The organism is Mucilaginibacter roseus (assembly GCF_021215455.1).
In the GTDB taxonomy this organism is placed as follows: Bacteria; Bacteroidota; Bacteroidia; order Sphingobacteriales; family Sphingobacteriaceae; genus Mucilaginibacter; species Mucilaginibacter roseus.
In genome coordinates, this window is record NZ_JAJPWV010000001.1 from 438434 (window position 1) to 462422 (window position 23989).

Annotated in this window: 26 protein-coding genes; 6 read left to right on the forward strand and 20 right to left on the reverse strand. The window is 42.3% G+C overall.

The window, feature by feature from the left end:
* Positions 1-2: 2 nt before the first annotated feature.
* The 14 genes from traM to def form a co-directional block, all read right to left on the reverse strand.
* Positions 3-1028: a conjugative transposon protein TraM gene (gene traM, locus LT679_RS01855; RefSeq protein ID WP_232175207.1), complete on the reverse strand. Its 1026-nt coding sequence runs from the start codon at positions 1026-1028 to the stop codon at positions 3-5.
* A 4-nt stretch (positions 1029-1032) separates the two neighbouring features.
* A complete protein-coding gene (locus LT679_RS01860) occupies positions 1033-1251 on the reverse strand; it encodes a hypothetical protein (RefSeq protein ID WP_232175208.1) in 219 nt (72 codons plus the stop codon).
* A complete protein-coding gene (gene traK / locus LT679_RS01865; protein ID WP_232175210.1) occupies positions 1248-1865 on the reverse strand; it encodes a conjugative transposon protein TraK in 618 nt (205 codons plus the stop codon). Before traK ends, LT679_RS01860 begins: the two co-directional genes overlap by 4 nt.
* 5 nt (positions 1866-1870) lie before the next feature.
* Positions 1871-3076, reverse strand: a complete 1206-nt coding sequence (gene traJ / locus LT679_RS01870; RefSeq protein WP_232175211.1) for a conjugative transposon protein TraJ — start codon at positions 3074-3076, stop codon at positions 1871-1873.
* Between the two features lie 11 nt (positions 3077-3087).
* Complete coding sequence (locus LT679_RS01875) at positions 3088-3711, reverse strand: TerB family tellurite resistance protein (protein WP_232175213.1); 624 nt, start codon at positions 3709-3711, stop codon at positions 3088-3090.
* A complete protein-coding gene (locus LT679_RS01880) occupies positions 3698-4327 on the reverse strand; it encodes a hypothetical protein (protein WP_232175214.1) in 630 nt (209 codons plus the stop codon). The genes LT679_RS01875 and LT679_RS01880 overlap by 14 nt, the downstream gene beginning before the upstream one ends.
* Positions 4314-4973, reverse strand: coding sequence for a conjugal transfer protein TraI (locus LT679_RS01885; protein WP_232175215.1), 660 nt, complete (start codon positions 4971-4973; stop codon positions 4314-4316). Before LT679_RS01885 ends, LT679_RS01880 begins: the two co-directional genes overlap by 14 nt.
* The gene (locus LT679_RS01890; protein ID WP_232175216.1) at positions 4970-5269 is read right to left on the reverse strand and encodes a hypothetical protein; all 300 of its coding nucleotides are present in this window, start codon (positions 5267-5269) and stop codon (positions 4970-4972) included. Before LT679_RS01890 ends, LT679_RS01885 begins: the two co-directional genes overlap by 4 nt.
* A complete protein-coding gene (locus LT679_RS01895) occupies positions 5266-7725 on the reverse strand; it encodes a TraG family conjugative transposon ATPase (RefSeq protein WP_232175217.1) in 2460 nt (819 codons plus the stop codon). The genes LT679_RS01890 and LT679_RS01895 overlap by 4 nt, the downstream gene beginning before the upstream one ends.
* On the reverse strand, positions 7712-8017 hold the full coding sequence (locus LT679_RS01900; protein WP_232175218.1) for a DUF4133 domain-containing protein: 306 nt from the start codon (positions 8015-8017) through the stop codon (positions 7712-7714). The genes LT679_RS01895 and LT679_RS01900 overlap by 14 nt, the downstream gene beginning before the upstream one ends.
* 10 nt (positions 8018-8027) lie before the next feature.
* Positions 8028-8324 (reverse strand): DUF4134 domain-containing protein, encoded by a 297-nt coding sequence (locus LT679_RS01905; RefSeq protein ID WP_232175219.1) that lies wholly within the window; start codon positions 8322-8324, stop codon positions 8028-8030.
* Positions 8325-8335: 11 nt separating this feature from the next.
* A complete protein-coding gene (locus LT679_RS01910) occupies positions 8336-8842 on the reverse strand; it encodes a hypothetical protein (RefSeq protein WP_232175220.1) in 507 nt (168 codons plus the stop codon).
* Positions 8843-8969: 127 nt separating this feature from the next.
* A complete protein-coding gene (locus LT679_RS01915; protein WP_232175221.1) occupies positions 8970-9851 on the reverse strand; it encodes an RteC domain-containing protein in 882 nt (293 codons plus the stop codon).
* A 484-nt stretch (positions 9852-10335) separates the two neighbouring features.
* A complete protein-coding gene (def, locus tag LT679_RS01920) occupies positions 10336-10914 on the reverse strand; it encodes a peptide deformylase (RefSeq protein ID WP_232175222.1) in 579 nt (192 codons plus the stop codon).
* 104 nt (positions 10915-11018) lie between these two features.
* Between def and LT679_RS01925 the strand changes: the two genes are divergently transcribed.
* The gene (locus tag LT679_RS01925; RefSeq protein WP_232175223.1) at positions 11019-11837 is read left to right on the forward strand and encodes a helix-turn-helix domain-containing protein; all 819 of its coding nucleotides are present in this window, start codon (positions 11019-11021) and stop codon (positions 11835-11837) included.
* Positions 11838-11849: 12 nt separating this feature from the next.
* Here the strand turns inward: LT679_RS01925 and LT679_RS01930 are convergent, their stop codons facing one another.
* On the reverse strand, positions 11850-13475 hold the full coding sequence (locus LT679_RS01930) for a carboxylesterase/lipase family protein (protein WP_232175224.1): 1626 nt from the start codon (positions 13473-13475) through the stop codon (positions 11850-11852).
* A gap of 380 nt (positions 13476-13855) precedes the next feature.
* On the opposite strand from LT679_RS01930, the gene LT679_RS01935 reads away from it, so the two are divergent.
* From LT679_RS01935 to LT679_RS18685, 5 genes are all read left to right on the forward strand, one after another.
* Positions 13856-14911, forward strand: coding sequence for a sensor histidine kinase (locus tag LT679_RS01935; protein ID WP_232175226.1), 1056 nt, complete (start codon positions 13856-13858; stop codon positions 14909-14911).
* Positions 14871-15617: a LytR/AlgR family response regulator transcription factor gene (locus LT679_RS01940; RefSeq protein ID WP_232175227.1), complete on the forward strand. Its 747-nt coding sequence runs from the start codon at positions 14871-14873 to the stop codon at positions 15615-15617. The genes LT679_RS01935 and LT679_RS01940 overlap by 41 nt, the downstream gene beginning before the upstream one ends.
* 103 nt (positions 15618-15720) lie before the next feature.
* A complete protein-coding gene (locus LT679_RS01945) occupies positions 15721-15858 on the forward strand; it encodes a hypothetical protein (protein ID WP_232175228.1) in 138 nt (45 codons plus the stop codon).
* Between the two features lie 111 nt (positions 15859-15969).
* Positions 15970-18033, forward strand: a complete 2064-nt coding sequence (locus LT679_RS01950) for a BamA/TamA family outer membrane protein (RefSeq protein WP_232175229.1) — start codon at positions 15970-15972, stop codon at positions 18031-18033.
* Entirely contained in the window at positions 17960-19174 is a 1215-nt protein-coding gene (locus LT679_RS18685) for a M23 family metallopeptidase (RefSeq protein WP_317206525.1), read from the forward strand. Before LT679_RS01950 ends, LT679_RS18685 begins: the two co-directional genes overlap by 74 nt.
* Before the next feature lie 124 nt (positions 19175-19298).
* On the opposite strand, the gene LT679_RS01960 is transcribed toward LT679_RS18685, so the two are convergent.
* From LT679_RS01960 to LT679_RS01980, 5 genes are all read right to left on the reverse strand, one after another.
* The gene (locus LT679_RS01960; protein ID WP_232175230.1) at positions 19299-19688 is read right to left on the reverse strand and encodes a VOC family protein; all 390 of its coding nucleotides are present in this window, start codon (positions 19686-19688) and stop codon (positions 19299-19301) included.
* Between the two features lie 60 nt (positions 19689-19748).
* Entirely contained in the window at positions 19749-20558 is an 810-nt protein-coding gene (locus LT679_RS01965) for a helix-turn-helix domain-containing protein (RefSeq protein WP_232175231.1), read from the reverse strand.
* Positions 20559-20673: 115 nt separating this feature from the next.
* The gene (locus LT679_RS01970) at positions 20674-22500 is read right to left on the reverse strand and encodes a DUF885 domain-containing protein (protein ID WP_232175232.1); all 1827 of its coding nucleotides are present in this window, start codon (positions 22498-22500) and stop codon (positions 20674-20676) included.
* Positions 22501-22511: 11 nt separating this feature from the next.
* Complete coding sequence (locus LT679_RS01975) at positions 22512-23000, reverse strand: GNAT family N-acetyltransferase (RefSeq protein WP_232175233.1); 489 nt, start codon at positions 22998-23000, stop codon at positions 22512-22514.
* A gap of 67 nt (positions 23001-23067) precedes the next feature.
* A complete protein-coding gene (locus tag LT679_RS01980) occupies positions 23068-23871 on the reverse strand; it encodes a helix-turn-helix transcriptional regulator (protein WP_232175234.1) in 804 nt (267 codons plus the stop codon).
* Positions 23872-23989: the final 118 nt, after the last annotated feature.

Sequence of the window (23989 nt, forward strand, 5' to 3'; positions counted from 1 at the left end):
AATTAACGATTGATTTTTAGCAGAACCGGGTATTCGTTCTGCAATTTGACTTTGATTTTTTTGACTTTTTTACTAAATAATTCTTTAGCCGCATTTATACCACCTGCCGCAGCTTGCGCGCCAATAGATTGGTCCATGCTCAGGATTTGCATGCTTTGCAAAGCTTGGTCGGCATTGGTTCCGGCTACACCGCTTAGTTCCGCCTCGGGGGCAGGTATACCGGGCATCCCGTCAAGACTGAATACGGTAAGGTCAACCGGTATGATTTGCTTTTCCAGACGGATATTATGGATAGTTAATAGCAATCGTTGGTTTGTGATCTGACAAGAGCCGTAAATTTCCTGGCCTTTAGCCAAGAACTGTTTTTTGATGGTAGCCGTGTCGGTTAATCTCAATTTGACGGTTGCCCCATCGGCAACCTTTTGCTTGCCGTCTATGATCGCTGAAATGGCACGAAATGGCTTGGCCGATTCTTTAGCCACACGTTTACTGACGATGGCTGATGTTGGATTTTGTATAGCTTGGATCTTATCAAGCATTTGATTGAGCTGCGCCATTTCGGGATCAGCCGCACTGCTACTATTGACGTTACGCATCATCTTTTTAAGCTGTTTAAGCTGATGCGGTTCCGGTCCATCATAGCCAATGGCTTGCTGCTGAATTTGCTGCGGTTGGTTAAGCTGTTGATTGAGTTGCGCCAGCTTTGCGTGTATTTTTTGCGCCTGGTCATCAGCGGTTGGGGCTGTTTCAATTGTACTATCGCCTTTACTCATACCAATGGACTGCAGAAAGGCCGGACTGATAGGGTCCTGGCTGGAATCCCGCTTGGCAGCCTCATAAACGGCCAGCTTGGTTTTCGCTTGATCCTGTTCTTTGAATTGCGCCTCGGGCAAGTCGATATCCAGCCCTTTAGTTTGCGTAATCGTTGTTTGTCCGGCTTTACCGCCGCCCAAAGCCCAAAAGGCCATGGTCAAGAATGGTAATACTAAGAGCGGTAGTACCAATAGAAACTTACGTTGCTTTTCCATATGATTATTTATTTGATGTAATTGAATCGGGTAATTCTCCTGATGATTTACCTATGTTTGTTGGCACATTTGTTTGGTAAACCTGCGCATCAAATTTGATGTAGCTAATGCTTAGCCATATAGCCAGGATAAACAGCAAGCAAAAGCTAACGTACCAGGTGGCTTGTGTTGTGTTGCTGCGGCTATTGAACCAGTCGCTGAAACGGTTGATTAATGCTTTCATGGCCTGTTGATGCTGGTGTCACGGTTAGTAATTGTTTCCCAACGCTCGATCAAAAAGCCGTGCGCGTTGTTATCTGATCGGGTTACGTTTCTTAAATATCCTTGGGTGACCAAAATTTTGTGTATGGTGGATGTGGAGCGGATCAGTTTTTCGGTGGCGAAGCACTTGAAATAATAGGGGTAACTGTCCATGTTCAGCCTGATGCTGTCCACCGTGATCTGCTGGCTGATATTGCCCGAGATCAGGTTGTTGTAATAGCTTTTCTCCCTTAGGTCATTGTATTGATTTCTTGCGCTTTCATCTGCCAGGTATAATGCTTTATTGATATTACCGTCAATCACCTTTTCGTCTGGATCAAGCGTAAAAAAATAATGATGGAACATTTTGATGTGATCACGGGCCTCAACAGGGATGTTATCCTTGCGATCAGCAGCGATGGCTTCCAACGCCTTACCGTTAGCCAGCACATAGATATGCGCAGATGCTTTTTGATAAGCGGCGAACGCGAAGTAAATAGCAGCGATGGAGATAATTGCGCTTGTCAGGATGACCAGGGCTACGATCCGTTTGTTTTGCTGAAAGGCGGTTTCGATATTTCTGAGATGTGTAAACATGAGCTTTATTTTTTAGAGTTTCCGTTTAGTTTTTCTGCCTGGACATCATTATTGCCTGCTGATCGGTAACCGTCGGTAATTAGTCCAGGGGCGTTTATTATATTTTGGGCGCCTTGCGATATTCGTTCACCGGCTGCGATTCCGGCAGCGTACGATGACAACTTTACCGAGCTAAGACTGATTGACGTAAGGTTAGTAACTTTGTTTAGCAAGCCGTTGCCTCCCCCAGGGTTGATGATATACCCCGCAACAGCAGGAACTGTGAAGTAACCGACAATGCCGATGAGTAGGAAGATCAGGTAAGCCGTATCTGTGCCGGAAAAAAAAGTGTCACCGGCATTCTGGACTTGCTGAATATCCATTTTAAGCATATTTTCTTGCACTTTGCCGATAATAGAGCCGAAGATGTTCGCAACTGGTAACCATAGAAATACATTAAGGTATTTTGCCAGCCAAGTAGTTAGTGTATGCTGAAAGCCATCATAGACAGACAGGCCAAAGACCAGCGGCCCGAGTATTGCCAGTACTACCAGGTAAAAGGTGCGGATGGTGTTGATACACAATGCAGCGGCAGCATAAACCACTTGCAATATTTCAGACATCCATTGTTTGACACTGTTGCGAAATTTATAACTGGCCTTGTCCATGGCGAATTTAACGTCATTGCCTAATCCGGAAAGCATACCTTCCTTATCACCGCTCGGGTCGTCAGGGTGAGTATATTTATACCATTTATCACGGTCGCCTTCGCCGTCATCACCAACATACATTTGCCAGGTGTCCGTTTTCTCAATTGCCGCTTTCTTTTGCGCTAAAAGCTTGGCGATCGCCGCATCAGAGTTCTTGACCATGCCACTTGTGGCAGCAACGGTTGGGTTCATAATGCCGTTAATCACGCCGATGACGGTCGGAAATAATAAAATCGCCATTCCAAGCGCAAATGGTCGCAGCAGTGGGTAAAAGTCAATTGCTTCAGCGCTGGCCAAATGGCGGTATATACGTGCAGCTATATACCAAAGGGCGCCGAAACCTGCGATGCCTCGTGCAACCCCGATCAATTGGCTGCACATTGGCAGCATTTCGGCGTATACGTTATTAAGTACGCCTTGCAGGCCGTTAATGTCGTTGGCCATTCCGTCTGCCAGCACAAATTGTGGCAAAGCTGTCCCTGTGATCGCCAATACGGCGATCATGATTATTTTCTTTTTCATGATGTTTGGGATTATTTTAGTCCGTAAAGCCGCTTCAGGGTTTCTGTCTCGTTGAGCGCCTTACTCCGTTGTAAACTGAGAATAACAGCTTTGCGGTTGAAGTAGCGCAGGAATTGCAGTTGGTCGGTGCTGCTGGTGAAGATGCGGTCGATAGCCCGCAGCCGGTCATCATCCGACATCCGTAACTTTCCGGCCGTTGTCACGTTAGCCAGGTCATCGATCTGGTCATTGCTTTGCTTCACCAGCTTGTCATACACATTGGAAATGTAGTTTAATTCCTGAATATTGAAAGTGCCGCTTTGGAGGAACAGCGATTTAAAACGTTTGTATTCACTTAGCAAGTCGCTTTGCTGCCCGATGATCTGGCCAACACGCGGATTGTTACGTACGGCAGGATTGACAGCCATCAGGCCGGTCAGGTAAACATTATGCAAATTGAAATTACCCTTGGAGAGATTTGAAATGGTACCATATCCTTGCTGATAGATTTGGTAGCCCTTTTTCATATCTGATAGTATCGCTTTAAACTGCGTCAATTTTTCCAGGTTGAGCAGCAATTGTTGCAGCTCATCGCTTTGCGCTTGTGCTTTGATCGTTATCACGAACAAAGCCATAATCAGGCTAATGATTTTCATACAATTGAGTTAAAAGGTTAGCATCTTTTTTTTCCAATGCCTTGTTACGGACATATAGTTTCACCTGAATGTTAAAGCTTGTTACAAACTTGTAATTATCTTCCATTGCCTTACATATAAGGGCGATTTGGCGTATTCGCTCTTCGTCGCTCATTTCGGCTTTGTTGTTAGTGATCACCGTTTCCAGATCATTCAAACGTGCGTCGCAATCGGTCAGCAGACTTTTAGTGACCTTGCCCAAATAGACTTGCTCTTTGGCAGTCAGGCCGTCTTGCCTTTTAATGGCTGTTGCCTGATGGATTATGTCTTGTTGCCAGCGCAGGATCTGTTTGACCTGCGGGTTGCTCTTGACCAGGGCGTTAACTGTTTTTAAATGCGTATAGTAGTTGCCGTGATACATGAATTCATCACCGATGTAACCACCAATATTGCCTAAACCGCCTTTTGCTATCTTGTAGCCTTTTGAAAGGTAGCCGCTGTACATTTGCAAGGCAGCAATTTGTTGCATAAGGTATTTCTTTTGCGTTTTCTTTTGGCTGAACCATTCTGCGAAGGTTTGCGCGCTTGCGCTGCCGCCTAATAGCAAAGCAAGTATTGTCAATTTAATGCAGGCCATAATAGTTTTTAATAGTTTGCATCTCATTCAAGTCCTTGCTGCGGTGCAGACTTAGGATCATGTTTTGATGATTATATTGTTTCAGATCACTATAGTTCTCATCCAGCCGGTCACCAGCCAGATTGATTGCTTCCAATCTTTGCTGATCGCTCATCTGCGTTTTGCCTGGGTTAATAACTAGCATGATCTGGTCAAGATTTTTGACGGCGGCATCAAGAATGCCCAGGTAAACTCGCTGCATTTGTATGATCTCATCAGGTTTAAAATGCCTATCCGATTGAAACAGCCTCCAGGCCCTTTGGTATTCGCCCACTAACGACACCTGCTTCATGGTGAGGTTTTTAATCCGTTGGTAATAAGCGATGGTGGATTTTACCTTCCAAAGTTCCTGGTAATAGTCATCATATAGCTTTTTTTGCTTTTCCGTCCAATTGGTGATCTCATCCAGCCTGAACTTTGATAGTTCATTCTCTATGGTTTTTTGCGCGTTTTGCAGCCAAAGAGTTTTGTTCTGCATACGCTGAACCTTCAGGTCGATTGCCTTGATGACCTTTTTGACTACAGTGGTAACCACCTGGTATTGCGCATTACTATAAGTGCTCACCAGGAGCAGTGCCGCGACGATCAGTAGTTTGATAGTTTTCATGGCAATTTGGTATAAGTGCTTTGACCTAAAATGATTTGAGCTCCGCTGAAATGCATTGCTGGCGCGTCCGCACTCTTTAGTAACCAGCTGTTGGCTTTGAATTGCTTTTCCTGCAATACACCATTCCTGATCTTTTGGTAACCGGAGTGATTAATGACCACGGAATCTTTGATGATCAACGTATCATCGACAATAGAATATTCGCCTTCAATGTGGCTGACATAGATTCCATCATGGGAAATTTTACCGCAGCCAGCTATCAGCAAGGCGGCGACGAGGAGGTGTTTGTTTTTCATGCGGCATTATTTTTTGATTGTTGTTCTTCCTGGACGATCACGGCGATGGCTTTGCGAATGTCGCCATACTTCTTCTTGTACGATTTTACTTTGGCCTTCTCAGCAGACTCAGTAGTGTAAGTCCAATATTCTTCACGGCTCACTTCCGTCCGGTAGACACGCGATAGCTGACCGTTGAGTGATATGAATACTTCTTTATACCTGAAGCGCTCATCATTTGCCCTGTTCATGCTCATGATCAGCGCTGTTTCCTTATCGGTGATGCCGAGCAGTTGCTGGATCTTCGGAAAATCGTTTTGGTACTTGCGCTGGTCAAGCAGTATTTTGCAATCGCTGTTGTTGATAATCGCTTGCTTAACCACTGGCGAGCTGATAATATCTTCAATATCCTGGGTGACCACTAGGGCTTCGCCGAAATACTTACGCACAGTTTTAAATAGATACTTGATGTATTCTGCCATGCCCTCACTGGCGATGGCTTTCCAGGCTTCCTCGATCAGGATCATTTTGCGCGTTTCCTTCGGCAATTTTCGCATTTTGGACACAAAGGTTTCCATGATAATGAGCGTAACCACTGGAAAGAGGATCGGATGGTCTTTAATGTTATCCAGCTCAAACACAATAAAACGACGGTGCAAAAGATCAAGGTTTTCCGTGGCGTTTAACAGGTAATCATATTCACCACCTTTGTAGTAAGGACGCAAAACGAACAGCAGGTTATCAATATCAAAGTGTTGGTCTTTGACCTTGCTTTGCTTCATCGTTTCATAGAAAGGGCCTTTCAGGAACTCGTAAAAGCTATCAAAGCAGGCAAAGCCGGTTAATTGCTCATAATAGTGAAACAAGGCATCCGATATGGCTATGTATTCGGAACGTTGCACGCCCTCGTCTTCCTTCTTCCAGAGTGCCAGGATCATGGCTTTGATACTTTGCCGCTTTTCAGTGTCCAGCGTGTCGCCTGCGCCAACATAGAACGGATTGAAACTGATGGGTTTTTCTTCCGAGTAAGTGAAGTAGTAGCCATCCACAAATTCGCAAAGTCCTTCATAACTATGGCCCACATCTACCAACACAATGTGCGCATCCTGTTCGTAATAACTACGCAGCAGGTGATTGGTGAAGAATGATTTACCGCTGCCTGATGGGCCTAAAATGAACTTATTTCGATTAGTGGTGATCCCGTTTTTCATCGGTTCGTCGGAAACGTCTACATGCAATGGCTTGCCGCTTAAGCGGTCGCCTAACCGAATGCCGCAAGGCGATATGGAACTGCGGTAGTTCGTTTCCAGGTTAAAAAAGCAGCAGGCCTGTTCGGCGAACGTATCAAATGTATCATTCATTGGAAAGGCACCGCTATTGCCCGGCAAACCGGCCCACCAGATCTGCGGCGCACCGTCTGTTTCCTGTTTAGGCTGGGCATCCAGCTGCGCCAAAGCGGAGCTGACCTTGTTTTTGACATTTTTGAGTTCGTCCTTATCATCTGTCCAGGCAAAGACGTTAAAATGTGCCTTAACGGGAAGCCGTTGCTGGCTGATCGCTTCATGCAGGAACTCCTGTGTGGCATCACGGCCAATTGCATTTTCGCGGGAGTATGCCGAGAGCGATTGCAAGCGCAGCTTTTTGGCTTCCAGTTTTTTCAGGGTTTTGGCACTGTCTTCAATAAATAGATACTGATTGTAAATGTGGTTACAGTTCAGTAGCGCACCAATCGGGCTGGCAAAGCCGGTGCTGAATTTCGTTTTGTCTGTGCTGTATTGGTCATAGGTAATGCGCGGCCCACAAAGCGCTGGTAAATTTGCAGCATCAGCCAGCGTATATAACTGGCAATGGTTGTCACCGATGCGGAGTTCGTCTTTTAGGTGGATGTCCTTCAAAGCAGGTTCATCGGCTGCGTTCAATAGGAAACAATACTGCTCTAAAATACCGGGAGCAACAAGTGTACCGGAGAGCTCATCATTATTTAAACGACGAAGCTTAACCAAGCCGCTGTCATCCAGAATCCGCTTAAACTGTCCAGCGCTGTCTAAAAAATCCCGAAACAGTTCGGTTGATGTACTTTCCTTTGGGGTGATGTGTTTGCGCAGCAAACTGCTTGTTGCGCTGGTCATAACTTTGAAGTCCTCAGGCCTTTTGGTCAACATGATAATACATCGATGTGCTAAATAAGGCCGCTCATTGAAAAAGCGCTCACTGGCGTGACTTAAAAAAGTTTTGTCCCCAAATACCGCTGAATATTTATCTTCAATAAACCAATCTTGTTTATGAAAAATGCTGTTACGGGGTAGTAACTTAATAGCCTTAACCCAGGTTTGGTGAAAGGCAAGGTATTCGTCGTTTGAAAGCGTGAAGAGTTCCGGAAGCATGATTTCAAATGCTACCGTCAGATCGCCTTGCGCTGAAAGCAGCGTATCATGTTCAACTTTATATATCGGAAAAATTTGTTCAGGCCTTTTCATAAAATAATCTCCTCGTAATAAATTTCAGATATGTGGGTAAATACTTTTTAGCGTTGCGCTTCATCAGGCCGTATTCGCCGAATTTATGGCTGAGCTCGAATACTTTATAAAAGAGTGCACTGCCCAGACCGCCTATGATCAGAATACATAAGTAAATCGCTAATCCGATTAGATATAGAATGGCGAACAGTACCAGCAGTGTTACAAGGCCACCGCCTAAGTAGCCGATGTACTGTGCTTTTAAACCCTTAAACTCTATTGGCTTATTAATGCCTTTATTGATCGTAAACATATTGACTGCTTTAAACGCCAAAAAATGATTTTAGAACAGTGGCCACAACGACCAGGAAAATACAGCTGCCAAACCAGCTCGAGGCAACTTTACCGGTGTCGTGCTCACCGTCGTTCCATTTCTTGTACACTTTGATGGCACCTACAAGGCCTATAATAGCGCCTATCGCATACATCAGGTTCGTGCCTGTGTCAAAATAACTCTTCACCTGATTTGTGGCTTCGTTAATACCGGCGTTGCCGTCTTGCGCACTTGCTGTGATACTGATCAGTAGCAATGCAGCTATCAATTTTATTTGCTTTTTCATGATTTTGGGAATTAATGAATTGATGGCCACTCTGTCTCTGTTACTGTAAAAGGTAAGCGACTTTGAGCGAACGATTTGATTTGCTTGGCAACAGATGGTAAGTCCATTTCATCGAAACAGGCCTCGTATTTGTCGATCAGTAATTTGAGCATAGACAGAAATTCTATTTTGTCCGGCACGTCTTCGTATGCTGTAATTAGTGTTTCTGCCTCTGCTATTAGATCATCACCAGGCCCTTTAGGAACCGTCTGATCGCTAACTTCATCAGGTATTTCAGATTCGCTAAATAGCAGCGTTTGAGCATCGACGGTACTGGTAGCATCGTCGTGTTTAACCTGACCCATTACAGATGGCGTTACACTGGCCACTGGGGGTGTTGTTGCGTTGGTCTGCGGTTTTATCTTGAGCAGGGTCAATAGTTCCGCACGGTAATAAGTTATGCTTATATAGGCATACCAGGCGAAGCTGAGGAGGATAACGGCAGTCAGATATTGCTGCCAGGAGATTGTGTCCAACATAGTGTTTCAATTAATCCCGTGACACCATGTCGACGGGCAAAACAAAAGTCAGGACACATTTAAGTATTATATGCCAAGGTATTACACATGTGGTGTGTTATTCCCTAATTGAAAGACCGGTAAATACTTAATTGGATTGGAAAAAAAAGATCAAGAATAGCACAAGAAGATTCAATTTATCATTTATTAGCCTTATAAGTCCATCTTTCAACTTATTGAGAAAAACGGGAATATCTTTTTTTCTTTGGCTGATATCTATAAATTTTCGATAGTACTCTTTCAATTCTAGTTGGAAAATAAATTCAAATATCCCCACCAACTCGCTGATATCAATGTTGCCATTATTGATAGCTCCTGAAGATTTCAGTGAATAGATAAGTTCAACTGCATCATTGAGGCCAGCAGTCCAAACCGGATGATTAAATGGAAAATACTTTTGCTCATCAGTTATGAGCGCAACTTCTCCATTAGCCTTGGCAAGTTCCAAAGTATAATATTCAAGTAACCGTTCGTTTGCTATGATCTTCGATAATTTATAATCATGGCTGGTTGAATACTGCTCATCCTCTTCAAAATCTTCTAATTCCAGATGCACATCAAATCCACCGCGGGTAAAGTATTCAATATCCTGATGCGTCGAACCTGATCGGTAGTATTGATAGAAAGATAGGTTATGATCGAAAAAGCTTTTTATTTCAGTCAGGTGAATATTAATGTAGAGTTTTAGTGCCTCACCTCCGCCCGGTGGCAACTTCATGTGATAATTATAGATATTAATATAGTAGATATATTTACTGTAAAACTTAGGCTTGACTTGCTTAAAAAAATGAATTTCTTCTTCGGGATCTTTAAAGTCATAACTGCTTATATAATTTTTGAGCTTTGACATCGCCTTTTTGCATATCCGAATAGACTGCCTGTACTGATCAATGATCGTTTCGTTATTAATTTTTGCTTCAGATAACTGATTTTCAAGCGCATCAAAAAAGCGTTCACTAAAAGACTTCATGAGTAAGGTATAGGAATAGGTGCAACAACTTACCTCAATGGTAAATCAGTGCAATTGTGTTATTGAATCTTGTTTAATTCTTTGCCGGAGTGGCGGGATGATTGCCGGCCTGCAGCCGTGCGGACAAGACATTGAACTGAGACCAAAGGTACTGGTATACCCATAAGACAGAACAAGCAAGCCCGCACAGCGGCAGGCATTGCACTTGTTCCCGTCTTTTAAAATTACCAGTTTTATGATCTCGGGAAGCGTAGTGACGCAATCAAAATATCTATATATAACTACAGTTTTCCTGTTTCGTTTGTATATCTAAATAGCAAATATAGATAAAAGGTATTGACTAAGCTCTTAGCTTAATGCTATAATATTATCGAAAGAGTCGATCTGCTTAAATAGGTTCGATGCTTCATTGATTATGATTTTTTAATTAACAAGTGATTTAAGGGGTATCAAACAGCTGTAATTATTTTATAACTCATTTAGCTTAAACATGCTTTAATGGATATTTACAAGCATATTTTCCATTTAAGATTTTGCTTAATTTTCTGTTCATCAGCTGCTTGCTTAGCGGGCTCAAATGGTCTAAATAAAGCTTGCCTCCTAAATGATCATATTCGTGTTGTATCATCCTGGCTGTCATTCCGTTGAATATTGCATTTTTTGATACGAAATTTTCGTCTTGATATTCTATGGCAATTTGCCACGGCCTTTTAACCGAGCCAACCAAACCGGGAATGCTTAAACATCCTTCATCATCTGACCAGTACCGGTCCGGAAAATAGGTTATATGTGGATTGATGAACAGTTCTTTTACGCCTTGGTCACCATCAAAATATGTGGCTTTATCTTCAGCAGTCATTCCATCATAAGTAGGCTTGCTATCAATGACAAAAAGGTTGATAGGATTATTCACTTGAGGTGCAGCAAGTCCACAACCTGTTGCATTATACATGGTGTCCCACATATTAGCTATCAGTTCAGTGAGTCCTGGATAATCAGGATGAACGTCCACACTTTCTTGACGCAGAACAGGGGAACCATAAGCCATAATAGGTAGTATCATAAGTATTATTTTATACAAATTTCTATGTCTCTATAATGGTGTTATGGTAAAAATTAGACATAAATTATCCATATAAGACATATTATTTCCAGTAACTTTGTGTTATGCCAATAGAATTATTTCGTCATATCTTAAAACAGTCACATTTAGGTGGGGTGACTAATAGTCTTGGCAAGGCTTACAAGTCGCTATTTATCGAGAATTTTTACAGGATAACTGGTAAGGATTTTAACAAAAACAGATTGGCTTTTAATGATGGTACGCCAACAATTGCATTCTTTTATAATTCAGATAGTTATATTCAAGTTTCACAAAAGAATCGTTCTTATAAGATCTATTCAGCCTGGCTTACTAGTCAATATCTGGAGGAAGTGTATTTTGATAAATTAGATGAGACAGACAGTTTGCTGATCGTAAGATTTAATCCAGTTTTATTTTACCAGGCTTTTGGAATATCTCCAGGCTCTTTAAGGAAGCAACCGGTTTGGAGCCTCTCAGCATCCTTGGGCCTTCGAGGAGAACAACTATTGACACTCTTGGAAGGGAAATCTTCAATCAACCAAAAGTTGCAAGCTATTGAGGATTATATGCAGAGACTTAACACTATCAAGATACCGAATAAGATTTTAGAGGAAGTGCTGGATGCAGTAATTTTATGCAAAGGACAAGTAAGCGTCAATAACCTATCTAAAAAGATAAAGGTTAATTATAAGTGGTTAGAAAGAAATTTTAACAACTACATAGGGTTAACACCTAAAGAATATATCAGGCTGCAAAGATTCATGCACGCTTATCTCGATTTAAATAATTCTCATGATGGCAATAGCTTATTCGCAACAGCCATTCAACATGGATATTATGATACGAGCCACCTGCAAAAAGAATTAAAGCTTTTTACAGGTAAGCAGCAAATTGATTTGTAGTTGAATGATATGTTACTTTTTTGTTCGCTTCGATTCAATAGCATCCCATAGGTCTAAGTTATGTTCTTTGACGTAATCAACTGATTTAATACCGTTCTTTCCAGGGCTTAGTAAGAGCGTGTGATGTTCTCCTTTTACGCTTGATTTCCACTCTGGCAGACCACTTACATTAGGATTTGCATTACGTGCGAAAGCTGAAAAGTATCTGATTATATTATCCGATAAGTTGGTCTGTTCTTTATTTAATAATTCATCAGAAGGGAAAGCATAAACAACGTCCGCACCGTGGAATGCTCCTTTTTTACCTGCTTCAATTCCAAAAGCTTTAGCAAGTATCTGCGGTGGGGCGGGATCGTTAAACTCATACTGATACACACGGGCTAACGGTGCTATTTTAGCAACAGCAACATGTGATGGCCATACCCAAACACGGTCGGTCACTATTGCGCTCCAGGCCATTCCAAAGCTTTGATAACGTTTCGAGGAATAACGTTCTTTAACTTTAGTTGCATCATCATCAAAAGCCATTTTAAGTCGCTTGTCAAATTCTTTTTCGTCTAAAGGCTCACTTGCTTTTCCGAGTTCCTCATCGTGCGTGTTACCAATGATAATCGGTATCCTATTAAATTTACCCTTCATAATAGCTTTTACAGGACTTTGTGGCAGCAGAGCACCACCGTAGGCTGGTACGATCATGGCTTGGTGAATGGGCATAAGCTTTTTAGCAGGCAAATTCCTCAGGCAGGCTAATGGATCAGCTGCCTTTTCGCAGCCTAACTTAGTCGTCGAAACCATAAAACTCCCATACTGCTCGTTCTCTTGTTGAGATATATAAACAGAAGGCACCGCCAGGCCATCTACCATTGTTCCGAACGGCGCGCTCATCATGGGTGAACCGCTTTGTATAATTGCTTTATGTATGAGCCCTTTGACCAGCGGAGAGGTAAGTAATGCACCTGTGCTGTACGCACCGGACGACTGCCCCATTAGTGTAACATTACGGGGGTTGCCACCGAAGGCACTAATATTGTCGTGAACCCATTTCAAAGCTGCCAACTGGTCTTGAAGCGCAAAGCTCCCTGAGCCATCTAGTCCGGGATAGCCGAAATAACCGAACACGCCTAACCGGTAGTTGATCGTAACGACCACCACATCTCCCAGCACCGCCAGGCGTCTTCCATCCATTTCCGCGCCGGCCCCACTGTGGAAGCCGCCACCATGTAACTCGACAATAACCGGCCTTAAAGACATACGGTTTGCGCTGGCAGGTTTGGTAATGTTTAAGTATAAACAATCCTCGCTACCAACGATTTTGGAACCAGGTCCGGCCGCCAGTTGCATGCACTTAGGTGCAGGCTTAACAGTTTCCTTGATGCCTGACCAATTATCAATGGGTTGCGGACTCTTCCATCTAAGTTCACCTACGGGTGGTTTGGCGTATGGGATTCCTTGAAAGATCGTATAATTATTAGTAGAGACGCCTCGTACCATGCCGTTTATTGTCTCGACCTCAGGATTGTTATCATTCATCGTATTGGAAGTACAGCTTATTGAAAAAAGGATCAACATACACAGTCCGAAAATCTGTCTTGTGCTTTTATCACAACTTGGTGTTTGAACTTTCGAAATAATTTTCATTTGATAATTGGTTTAAATCAGTTGATATCCTAGGACTAACATTGCCCGGCTTGATACAAAAGTATTCGCAGCGAATATGCTGCTAGAATCTGTTGAACCAACGTAGCGATTGCTGGTACCAACGGTTTGTTAACACTGATTTCACATTACATGTGGCGAAATGAGTGATGCTATATTAATCCGTTGTTGTTTTTAGCAGTTATCATTTTAGAACTGCTTTTCGTTCAGGTAATATGCCTTTTGGTTCAAAATCATAAACCTAGAGTAAGGTTGATAATATCTTTGAGGTTATTGCTCAGCCAATACTTCAGTTTATAACTATTTGAAATTGAATATTTTATAAACCTGTTATACTATTACCAATAAAAAAGGTACCCACAATGGATGGTTATTTTCGATTAATGATGTTTTGGCGCCGGTACAGGATAATCCTGATCACCTATAGTGTATTTGCATTATTGATCTTTTACGCTGCATGGCTTGAAGGCCCCAAAACGGTTTATCAGCGATATGGTAACAAAAGTGAATGGATACCAGGTATCGTTTTCGGAATTTTTAAAGTAAGCGTCATATATTATATTCTGATCTATCAGATCGCATTGCCTTTCGTCCGATTAAATAATTGGAAGACATTACTTTTTAAGTTGGTGTGTTTTTTTACTGCGCTGACCTTACTGGAATATATAATGGAATTTCGCATGGGTGATCCAACGATCGCCCGAAGAATGAATACCTCTCTACAGGAATTTATCATATGGGAGATAGCCATTGCCTGCTTTATGATTCTTTTTACTATAGCCATTGCAGTATATATAGAGCTAACACAGAAAAAAGCAAGGGAGTCTGAATTAGAAAAACAAAAACTCAGTGCAGAACTTGCCGCAATAAGATATCAAATAAACCCGCACTTTTTGTTTAATTCCTTGAGTTTGATCTTTACTAAATCTGTAAAAGAAAACATGGAGGTGGCTAATGCGGTAGCCCTACTTTCAGAGGTAATGCGATATGCCCTGGAACCCGAAGAGGATGGGCAAGGGAAAGCGACCTTATCGAAAGAAATTGAACATATGAACAATGTCATCGCCATGAACCAAATGCGCTACAATAACGCATTAAGGATTGAAAGCTTGATAGATGTTGACAATTACTTGGCCCGAATACCACGTTTAATGCTGATCACGTTAGTTGAAAATGCCTTTAAGCACGGTGATCTTAATGACTCTGATAACCCATTGGATATTAAGTTATCGCTGAAGCAAGGGGGATTTAAATTCTACATTGGCAACCGCATTAAACCAGGCTTTAAGGAACTTTCCAGCGGTATTGGCTTGGATAATATCAGACATAGGCTGGCGCTGCTTTATGGGAGCAATCAGTCATTTGATATCAGGCAGGATGACCGTTTTTTTATTGCCGAAATTAAAATTGATCTCTAATATGTTGACCTGTATTATAATAGACGACGAAGAGCACGCAATAGAACTGTTGCGTCTACACATCGAACAAACACCATTTTTAGAGTTGTTGTATACAACAACCTCCCCGGTTAAAGGGCTAGAATTTGCTTTGCGGGAAAAGGTAGACCTTGTCTTATTGGATGTGCAAATGCCTGGTATAACAGGAATTGAATTCATTAAGTTGCTCAAAGGCAAGTGTAAAGTGATCCTGACAACCGCCTATAAGGAATATGCCTTGGACGGTTTTGATAATGAGGTAGTCGATTATTTATTGAAGCCGATACTTTATCCACGCTTTTTACAGGCAGCCAATCGCGCATTAGCGGTATGCGGTCGCAACGTAAACCCGATAAACGATTATCTATTGGTAAAGACCGAATTGAAAGGAAAAATGATCAAGATCGATATAGATGATATAATTTATATCGAAGGCCTGAAACAGTATGTAAGTATTTATACTCAACAGGAACAACGCAAGATCGCGTTGTTGAACATTAAAGATCTTGACCAGCGCTTACCTAAAAATCAATTTTTGCGTGTACACAAATCGTTCATTGTGTCAGTTCGCCATATAGCGATGATTCAAGGTAATATGGTCTATCTGACAACTAAAGAATCGATCCCTATTGGTCACACCTATAAAGAAGCTTTTACAGCTTTTATGAAAGATAAGATCATGTCTTAAATAATATTTTTTAAACACAACAAGTAGTCATATGAAATATATTACATTGCAAGTAATAGGGATGATAATGATGGCTGTCGGCGCAGCAATATTCATTAAAAGTATGTTCAATCCCACAGACCATAACTTCCTGGTTTATGTAACTGATAACTTTTGGACAAGACAGGTGATCTGTGCAAGTCTGGCCATTATTGGTGTATTGGTGACAAAATGGGCATCTAAAAAACGAGAAGAAAAGTAATCACTAAGAGAGATTGCTTGAAAAATCTAGGTTTTATTCAATTGGTTCATTAATTCCGACAGTTCGTTCAAAGTTTTCATTCATCAACAAGGCGGAATGCAGTTTTGTAGAATGAAAAAGATTAGAAATCAGTGCTTTAATAGGTCAATTGACTTATTAAAGTTAATGCCTGGAAAATGCCTGAATAGGCAATGGCTAAACTTGAACACAGTTGTATTATTTATCAGTTTGATATTGCCAACCTTGCCGGCGATGTCTCAGCAAAAGCAATATTTCCCAAACGCAGTAAACGTACCAACGGGACTAATGGCTATTACAAAGCCTGATTCTATCGTCATCATCGATGTAACGACCAATCGTAAATTTTACAGTTTGGAATCACCCGGACAAAGTGCAAAATATATTGCATTCAATAGCTCCGGGACTTCTTTGATATGTGGCGATGAAAATGGAAGAACGATCCTTTATACGATCAGCAGAGAAAAAAGCGCTAAAGCATTCGAATTGCCGGTAAAAACCGTTGCTGCTGTGTTCGACAGAACTGGTAATAGGTTATACGTTGTGCACTCAAAGACTTGGGTCAGCGCTAAACTTAGCTTGGTGGAGTTACCACGTTGGAAGATATTGAAGACAATTAGTGTTCCTTCAAATTTAAACGCAATTGACTTAAACGCAGACGGATCAACACTGGCTTATACCATCGGGCAAAATATCGTTGAAATTGACCCCGGAAATTTAAAAACCATACGATCACATTGGGAACGATCAACTCAGCAACTGCTGGTTTACCATCCATTTGATGTCAAGCAAAGCGCTACCACAACAGGTCAAAACGTAATTCAGATCCGGGACCTGACCGGCGACTCCGTAATTGTCGAGATTTACGGTCATCAAAAAAAGATCAAGGCGCTTTCATATAATAGTGACGGCAGTTCAATTTATAGTTTAGATGAATCCGGCGAACTGAACGGCTGGTCATTGGCAGATCGACAAAGGGTTGTTAAGCAATCCGACGTGCGTGACGCACCCTATTGGGACAAAAGCGGAACCTTAAAGATCTGGCAGAATGATAGATCAGATAACCAACAGTCCCAGACAGCTAAAGCGGTTGATTCAGTTGAGCACTGTTGCTTTGTCCCGGCGTTTACGCTGCCGTTCGAATTGATTCCGCAACCTGTTTTGACCTATACCCCTGAAACTGGTTTTATGATCGGTCTGAACGTCACTTTGCTTAAGAATGACCTGGCTGCACCCGCGGGAGCGCCATATCGCCCATCCATGTATAGTTTATCAACCGCCTATGGTTTTGGTGGCAAACAATGGCGCAATAGCTTCTCCATCAACAACTATTCGCCTAAAGGCTGGCATGTCGTTGCGCAGATCCAATATAATCGCCATGACAAAAATTATTATTTTGGTATAGGTCCGAATGTCAGCCGTAAAAACAGGGAATCCTATGTAAACAACAACCTGACGTTCAGCGGTAGCGTAGCTCATTTTTTATCCAAAAGTTGGAGCTTTGGCCTCAAGTATGAACTTAGCAACTACACGGCTGCAAAATTCGATAACAGTGAGGTGGTGTTACCATTTGGCACGGCGGGAGGTTTCCTGACCGGTTTGGGCCCAACTATACAATATGATAACAGGAACGATATCTTATTTCCAACGAAAGGAAGTTTCATGGAACTGAACTTTCTAAAATATGGCTTATTAAAGACGGGTAGATATGCCTATAATGAAGTCCAATTCGATTACAGAAAGTATTTCAGTATTGGTGGCAGTAATGGCACCACTGGTTTTGCACTGCAAGCTTATGCTGATGCAGTATGGGGTGGCAATGTACCATTTTACAAATTGCCATATTTTACCTTTGATAGAAGCTTTAGAGGCATGTGGCGAAACCTGTACATTAATCAGCAGGTAGCGACAGTTCAGGCGGAATTCCGCTCGCTATTTGACAAGGCCAACCCGCGTTTAGGCTATGTATTATTTGCAAGTGCCGCAGACGGTACCGCTAATTTTTTCAAAGGTTACAAAGCAGATATCAAATTTGCCTTTGGCGGTGGACTGCGTTCACAACTGTTACCAAAAAAACGCATCTATGCCCGTATTGATTACAGTTTTTCCAACAAAGGAGATTACGGTATCTTCGGGGGTATCGGCACAGCATTTTGAAGATAATATGGATACCCAGGTAGATCAACTATACAAACCTAAAATGAAAGCGACCGCACACTTCATTTACTCATTTCTTTGTCTCATGATTCACTTGACCACGTCGGTATGTGGTCAGGTGAAACTGACTGTTAATGCCCAATATGATCCGGTCAGCATTAATGGCACACGGTGGCTTTATTATGAACTGTTGATCAGTAACCGGGGAACAGCACCAGTTAATATATTAAACTTCAAAGTCAAAGGCAAAAACGGGCAAACTATTGTCGATCTTTCCGGTGGTGATCTTCAAGCAAGACTTAAAACAAAGTTGTTAAACAATAAGTTAGCGCCAGGAACAGGTACCTTTGTGTATATGGAAGTTCCTGAAATGGGACGAGATCTTAACCCGCTAAACAATATCCTGACCTATATACCGGATGGCGATCATACTGTTCAAACAGTGTCCGTTTCAACCCAACTTATCAATAAACAACCGCTTTTAATTGGTAGCCCTCTATCGGGTGACAACTGGGCTGCTATTTACGATCCGGCTTGGGAAAGAGGGCATCGCCGGGTGTTTTTTACAGTCGATGGAACGTATAGAATACCCGGACGCTTTGCAATAGACTTTATTAAGCTGGATTCTTCGGGTCGTTTCGCAAAAGGCAGTCAGGATTCGATCAAAAACTGGTATGGCTATGGGGCTGATGTGCTGGCAGTAGAAAATGGGATAATAGCCGCAACTGTAGATACTTTTAAAGAAAGTCAAACACTTTCTGCTCATCCCGCATATGATAGCAGCCGCGCGACAGGCAATTATATTGCTATAAAAATAGCGCCCAATATATTTGCATTTTATGAGCACTTAAAGCCAGGCAGTATCAGCGTAAAGGTTGGTAATCGGGTTAAGGCAGGTCAGGTGATTGCCTCAATTGGCTTCACGGGGCAGTCTACCGGCCCTCATTTACATTTCCATTTGGCAGATCGTAACTCGCCGTTAGGCGCAGAAGGTATACCATATGGATTTAAAAAATTTGTTAAGATAGGCACCTATCAAAACTTTGAAGACTTTGGAAAAAAACGCTGGAGCCCGTTACCCCATACATCTAATAATGTCGGCATCGGGCTTCCAGCATCAAATTCAATCCTTAGCTTTTGAGGCATTAGCAGTTAACCTTCATCATAACAGTTAAATTTAACTATCGCATTATAAAGGAATACGAAAGTTTGCCTCTATGATTGATGCAAACTTTCATGCCTATATAATGATAAGATACGCTAGCTTATTGATTTTCCGATGTGGGAGATGTGATCCACCAGGTATTGCCGAATGGGTCCACAACACCTGATGAACGACCGAATGGTTGCGTTTCAGGTTCTAAAATGGATCGGCTACCATTCGCTATTGCCAGTTGATGAAGCTCATCACAACTGGATACGTTTATAAACATACCTGCATTTTGTACCGGGTACTCATTAGTGCTTTCCGCAAACATGAGTTTGCTGTTTCCTATCAATACCTCGCAATGCATGATCGTCTGGTCGTCCCTTAACGTTCTGATATTTTCCGTCGCACTAAATACCGCAGAGACAAAAGAGGCAAATGCCGCTGCATCTTTTAAAATTAAGTAGGGCACAATGGTTTGATCGGCCGAAGAATGTGTGTTTTCCATGTTTTTTTTTCTTCAAAATTATCACCCATCTTCTTTACTAAATTGTAAAAACAAGACATATTACCACTCACGGAATTGTGTACCTTCTGCTTTTCCTGAAAAATAAGCTTTTGGGTGGTAGCCGGTAAAGGCTTTCACATCATGTATAAAATGCGATTGATCGTAATACCCGCAATCCAGGGCGATTTGAGTAAGCGTTTGATGGCTGCTATAGCGCTCTAATGCATCGTGTAATCGAGCGATCTTAGAATAGAATTTAGGACTGAATCCGGCATAGTGTTTAAACTTTCTGTCGAACTGACGCATAGACAAGTTAGCTTGATTCGCCAGGCTGCTCACGGTGTGAAGTTGATTGGAGTGAATGACCTGCTGAATCGAAGCGAGGATATTTTCATCTTTTCGCTGTACAGTGTTTAGTCGCGCACTAAGATAATGACTCAGTATCTCGGCTCGCTTAGCGTGATTGTCTGCCAGCACGATCTGTTCCTCCAGGCGCTTGGCATCGGAAGCGGAAAGAAAGCCGTCTAATTCAACAGAAAGGTTACTGCCTTCTTGGGCCGAAAAATTAAATAACATGGGTACTGCATAAGGGTACAGGTAAGCGCCGAATACGACAAAGTCTTCTGATGTAATGAACCTGGTGTACCGGAAACTTTGAAAATGCATACCCGAACGCCAGCCTTTTTGGACACTTGTATCCAGTAAGTCATCGAAAAGGCCTTTCACGTGAAAAACGATTTCAGAGCAGCCATCCGCTATTGAGCGGTAAACGTAATTTTGTTCACCTGGCGCCAGGGTATACTCCAGCGCCCAAAAATAGCGAACAAAGGATCTTAAGTGTGCCGGTGGCGCGATCGTAACATAATTCATGGGCGCTTAACTAATGAGTTCGCTTCGTTTTTCGTCATATACAGTAACGTCTAGTTGTGTGATGCAGGATAGTTTTACTAGATGAATAAATTTAAGCTTTTATTGGCATAAAGCATTATTTATGCTTAGGCGCAGTCCTGGCTTTTTCATTTTTGATCCAGGTATCCATGTATCGTTCAAGTACAGTTAAAGGCATGTCCCCTTGGCTCAATAAGGCGTCATGAAATCTAATAAGTTTGAATTGTTTGCCAAGCCGGGCTTTGCATTTCTCTCGGATACGGATCATTTCCAACTCACCGACCTTGTAAGATAAGGCCTGACCGGGCATCGCCATGTATCTTTCCGTTGCACTGGTCGCATCAGCTAAACTGATAGATTGATTGGCAAGCATGTAATCGATCACCTGTTCCTTGCTCATTTTGCCTGCATGTAGGCCAACGTCTGCTACAAGTCTGATTGCTCTCAACAATTCATTATTCAACGCACCCATTTCCTGATAAGGATCGGTGTAACACCCTAACTGCTTCCCGAGTGATTCGGTATAAAGTCCCCAGCCTTCGGTAAATGCACTGAACGATATTTGACGTCTGAAAGCCGGAAGTGAAATGTTTTCTTGCTGAAGCGAAATCTGATAATGGTGTCCTGGGATAGCTTCATGTATGAATGTCGCCTCCAGTCCCAGTGTTACAATATTGATCTTGGTAGCGTCAGGAACTGGTACGTAAAAGATTCCCGGACGTGAGCCATCAAGTGAACCGATAGCGTATGATGGCCCGTTTTGCGAAGCTTCACGAAAGGCTTCAACCCGCCGGATCTCAAATTTACTTTTGGGAAATAAGCTAAAAAGCTCGGAAAGATGCGGCTTAACAGTTTGGTAAACATTACGGTAAGCTTGCAGCACTTCTTCAGCATTCTTAAAAGGCATGAAGCGTGGGTCCGTTTTCAGGAATTGGTTGAAATCTTGCATAGAACCTTTAAAGCCGGTCTTGCTTTTGATCGCCTCCATTTGCAATTTGATTCGTGTGACTTCTTTTAGACCCAGATCATATATCTCATCAGGTGTCTTGTTCGTGGTGGTGAACAGTTGGATATAGTAGCGATACATTGCTGATCCACCTGGAATGCCCGACAGACCTGCAGAATCAGTAGCCGCGGGCAGGTATTCATTCTTTAGGAATAGCGCCATGCGGTGATAGGCAGGCAACAAAACCATAGTGAGCGCTTTGCTTAGCTTACGCTGAACCTGTTTACGCGTTTCCCCACTAATAGCTGAGGGTATGCGGTTTAACGGGCCGAAAAATACGTTTGCAGAAGTATCATTCTTTCCAAGATCTTCCATTTGTGGGATCATTCGGTTTACGAGGATCTTGGGCAATACAACACCCGAGGCCATACCTTTTCTCATGTTGGCTATCGCCGTATCTGCCCATAATTGAAACGCATTTATCCGTTTGATCCAATTTTCATAATCTTTCAGATTGCGAAACGGTTGCGCCGATTGTCCTGAACCTAATTGTCCGATCAAAAGTGGTATTGACGAGAACTGGTTTACGGGCAGATATTCCAGGTGATGATTGGCGGCATCCATATCGGTTTGCAATATCTGTTTGAGCACATCGTAAGAGATCTGATCAGCAATACTCAGGCGATCTCTTTTTATGCTTTGTAGCCGGCGTAGATATTTCTTGTCAACATTGACTGATGTTTTAATGAACGCTTGTGAGATGTCATTGGCTAATTCGCCATCATATCGATGGTCACCCGAAAAAGTTGCGTTGATCGGATGTAATTTGAGATTGTCCTCCTGGTATTCTTTGAAAATACCCTTTAGTTTTATTGGATCTGACTGAGCGAAGGCCGCCATTGCCGACCCCCAATAAGTTAGTACGAGGCTAAAAATAAGCTGCGCTACTTTGATGCTTATAGTTGATTGATTTCGCATATGTGTTAATTCTAAAGTGTTATTTCCATCCAAATCGAACAGCCAAAGTGGCCGGAATTACCTAACGGTGAAGCCAGATAATTAAATCCCTTCTTTTCGTAAAATGCCAAGCCCGTAAGAAGCTCTGGAAGCGTTTCCAGATAGATATGGGTATAACCTGCAGATCGCGCGAAGTCACATGCTTTATCAAATAGTGCGGCTCCGATACCACTGCCCCGAACGTTAGGTGCAACATAAAACTTCACGAGTTCACAGTATCCGGCAGGCAAACCATCCGTTGGATAAATACCGCAACCACCAATGATCACCTTGTTTCGTTCAGCCACCCGATAGCCTGAACCGGGTTCTGTAAATGTTTGACTTAGGTTTTTTAGGCTATCATCGTAAAATGCCGTACCTGGTTTGTTGGCTTGATAAGAGGCTAAAACGTCTTTGATCAAGCTACAAATTGCAGCATTATCGGAATGCAGTATTGGCCGGATCACATAGTCGACTTCCATTCGCTGTTGATTTTAAGCAAATGTAAAATGTCGTAATTTTTAAAAATTGTATGGATTTAACAGTCGGTTAAAAACCTCGGTAGGTTTTCGGAAGCGTACCGGTGGTATTCAGAAAAGTGCGGGTAAAATGTGCCTGGTCATAAAAACCACACATATAAGCGACCTCTGTCAAAGAATATTTCTTATTTCTGATCAGGGTAAATGAACGTTCAATTTTAAGCTTGCGCAAATATTCCCCGAACGTACAGTGAAATGCAACGGTAAACAGCCGCGATAAAGTTACCGGATGAATACCCATTTGTGCGGCGAGATCAACAAGGGTGATGGGATCGTTCCATTGGTCGTTTAAAATACTATTGATCCTATTCATCCAATCTTTTCCGGGATGACGCGTTTCTTGCTTATGGCTTATCAATTCTACACAGGCTTGCTCAATTGCTAGAGGTGTACTGGCATCGTCTAGTTTAAACTCATTAAGAATTTTGATAAGGCCGCCTGTATTCAGCATCTCGTATGGATCGAACATCAGCCTTTCCTTAGGACTTTCCAATTGGTGGTGCTCAAAAAATGATTGCTCAAGTTCAATATTGATGATCCTTGTTCCCGGCTTGTAGGCTACATTTCGATGCGGTATACCCGGATAATAATATAACCCTTTCCCTGGCAATTGATGATCAGCAGAGCGTGGTCGCTCTTCAATACTTCCACCACTTAGTATATGAGAGAAATGAGGATTCTGATGAAAGTGCCATTCTGAGCACATCCCTGCCTCAAAAACAGTCTCGCTGACGATGATGCCACCGGATACAAGTTCTTTTGTCTTGTTTCCAACATACTGCCCTTTGGCTAATGATTTAGGCGACTTTTCCATCACTTAATATATGTAAATATAGCCAGAATCATGTTCATATCAGAGTCTTCAATGATTTTTGAGTACTGAGTTACACCATTCATCATAGAGCTTAAGCTTACCTGGATGGTTATCTTAG

Coding starts and splice junctions, on each gene's coding strand:
- LT679_RS01965 (WP_232175231.1), bottom strand. CDS start 20,558: ATGAATTATGTTACGATCGCGCCACCGGCACACTTAAGATCCTTTGTT.
- LT679_RS01915 (WP_232175221.1), bottom strand. CDS start 9,851: ATGAAGTCTTTTAGTGAACGCTTTTTTGATGCGCTTGAAAATCAGTTA.
- LT679_RS01960 (WP_232175230.1), bottom strand. CDS start 19,688: ATGGAAAACACACATTCTTCGGCCGATCAAACCATTGTGCCCTACTTA.
- traM (WP_232175207.1), bottom strand. CDS start 1,028: ATGGAAAAGCAACGTAAGTTTCTATTGGTACTACCGCTCTTAGTATTA.
- LT679_RS01875 (WP_232175213.1), bottom strand. CDS start 3,711: ATGAAAATCATTAGCCTGATTATGGCTTTGTTCGTGATAACGATCAAA.
- LT679_RS01940 (WP_232175227.1), top strand. CDS start 14,871: ATGACCGTTTTTTTATTGCCGAAATTAAAATTGATCTCTAATATGTTG.
- LT679_RS01975 (WP_232175233.1), bottom strand. CDS start 23,000: ATGGAAGTCGACTATGTGATCCGGCCAATACTGCATTCCGATAATGCT.
- LT679_RS01890 (WP_232175216.1), bottom strand. CDS start 5,269: ATGAAAAACAAACACCTCCTCGTCGCCGCCTTGCTGATAGCTGGCTGC.
- traJ (WP_232175211.1), bottom strand. CDS start 3,076: ATGAAAAAGAAAATAATCATGATCGCCGTATTGGCGATCACAGGGACA.
- LT679_RS01880 (WP_232175214.1), bottom strand. CDS start 4,327: ATGGCCTGCATTAAATTGACAATACTTGCTTTGCTATTAGGCGGCAGC.
- LT679_RS01945 (WP_232175228.1), top strand. CDS start 15,721: ATGTTCAATCCCACAGACCATAACTTCCTGGTTTATGTAACTGATAAC.
- LT679_RS01885 (WP_232175215.1), bottom strand. CDS start 4,973: ATGAAAACTATCAAACTACTGATCGTCGCGGCACTGCTCCTGGTGAGC.
- LT679_RS01950 (WP_232175229.1), top strand. CDS start 15,970: ATGAAAAAGATTAGAAATCAGTGCTTTAATAGGTCAATTGACTTATTA.
- LT679_RS01970 (WP_232175232.1), bottom strand. CDS start 22,500: ATGCGAAATCAATCAACTATAAGCATCAAAGTAGCGCAGCTTATTTTT.
- LT679_RS01905 (WP_232175219.1), bottom strand. CDS start 8,324: ATGAAAAAGCAAATAAAATTGATAGCTGCATTGCTACTGATCAGTATC.
- LT679_RS01895 (WP_232175217.1), bottom strand. CDS start 7,725: ATGAAAAGGCCTGAACAAATTTTTCCGATATATAAAGTTGAACATGAT.
- LT679_RS01860 (WP_232175208.1), bottom strand. CDS start 1,251: ATGAAAGCATTAATCAACCGTTTCAGCGACTGGTTCAATAGCCGCAGC.
- LT679_RS01925 (WP_232175223.1), top strand. CDS start 11,019: ATGCCAATAGAATTATTTCGTCATATCTTAAAACAGTCACATTTAGGT.
- LT679_RS01930 (WP_232175224.1), bottom strand. CDS start 13,475: ATGAAAATTATTTCGAAAGTTCAAACACCAAGTTGTGATAAAAGCACA.
- def (WP_232175222.1), bottom strand. CDS start 10,914: ATGATACTACCTATTATGGCTTATGGTTCCCCTGTTCTGCGTCAAGAA.
- traK (WP_232175210.1), bottom strand. CDS start 1,865: ATGTTTACACATCTCAGAAATATCGAAACCGCCTTTCAGCAAAACAAA.
- LT679_RS01900 (WP_232175218.1), bottom strand. CDS start 8,017: ATGTTTACGATCAATAAAGGCATTAATAAGCCAATAGAGTTTAAGGGT.
- LT679_RS18685 (WP_317206525.1), top strand. CDS start 17,960: ATGCCCGTATTGATTACAGTTTTTCCAACAAAGGAGATTACGGTATCT.
- LT679_RS01935 (WP_232175226.1), top strand. CDS start 13,856: ATGGATGGTTATTTTCGATTAATGATGTTTTGGCGCCGGTACAGGATA.
- LT679_RS01980 (WP_232175234.1), bottom strand. CDS start 23,871: ATGGAAAAGTCGCCTAAATCATTAGCCAAAGGGCAGTATGTTGGAAAC.
- LT679_RS01910 (WP_232175220.1), bottom strand. CDS start 8,842: ATGTTGGACACAATCTCCTGGCAGCAATATCTGACTGCCGTTATCCTC.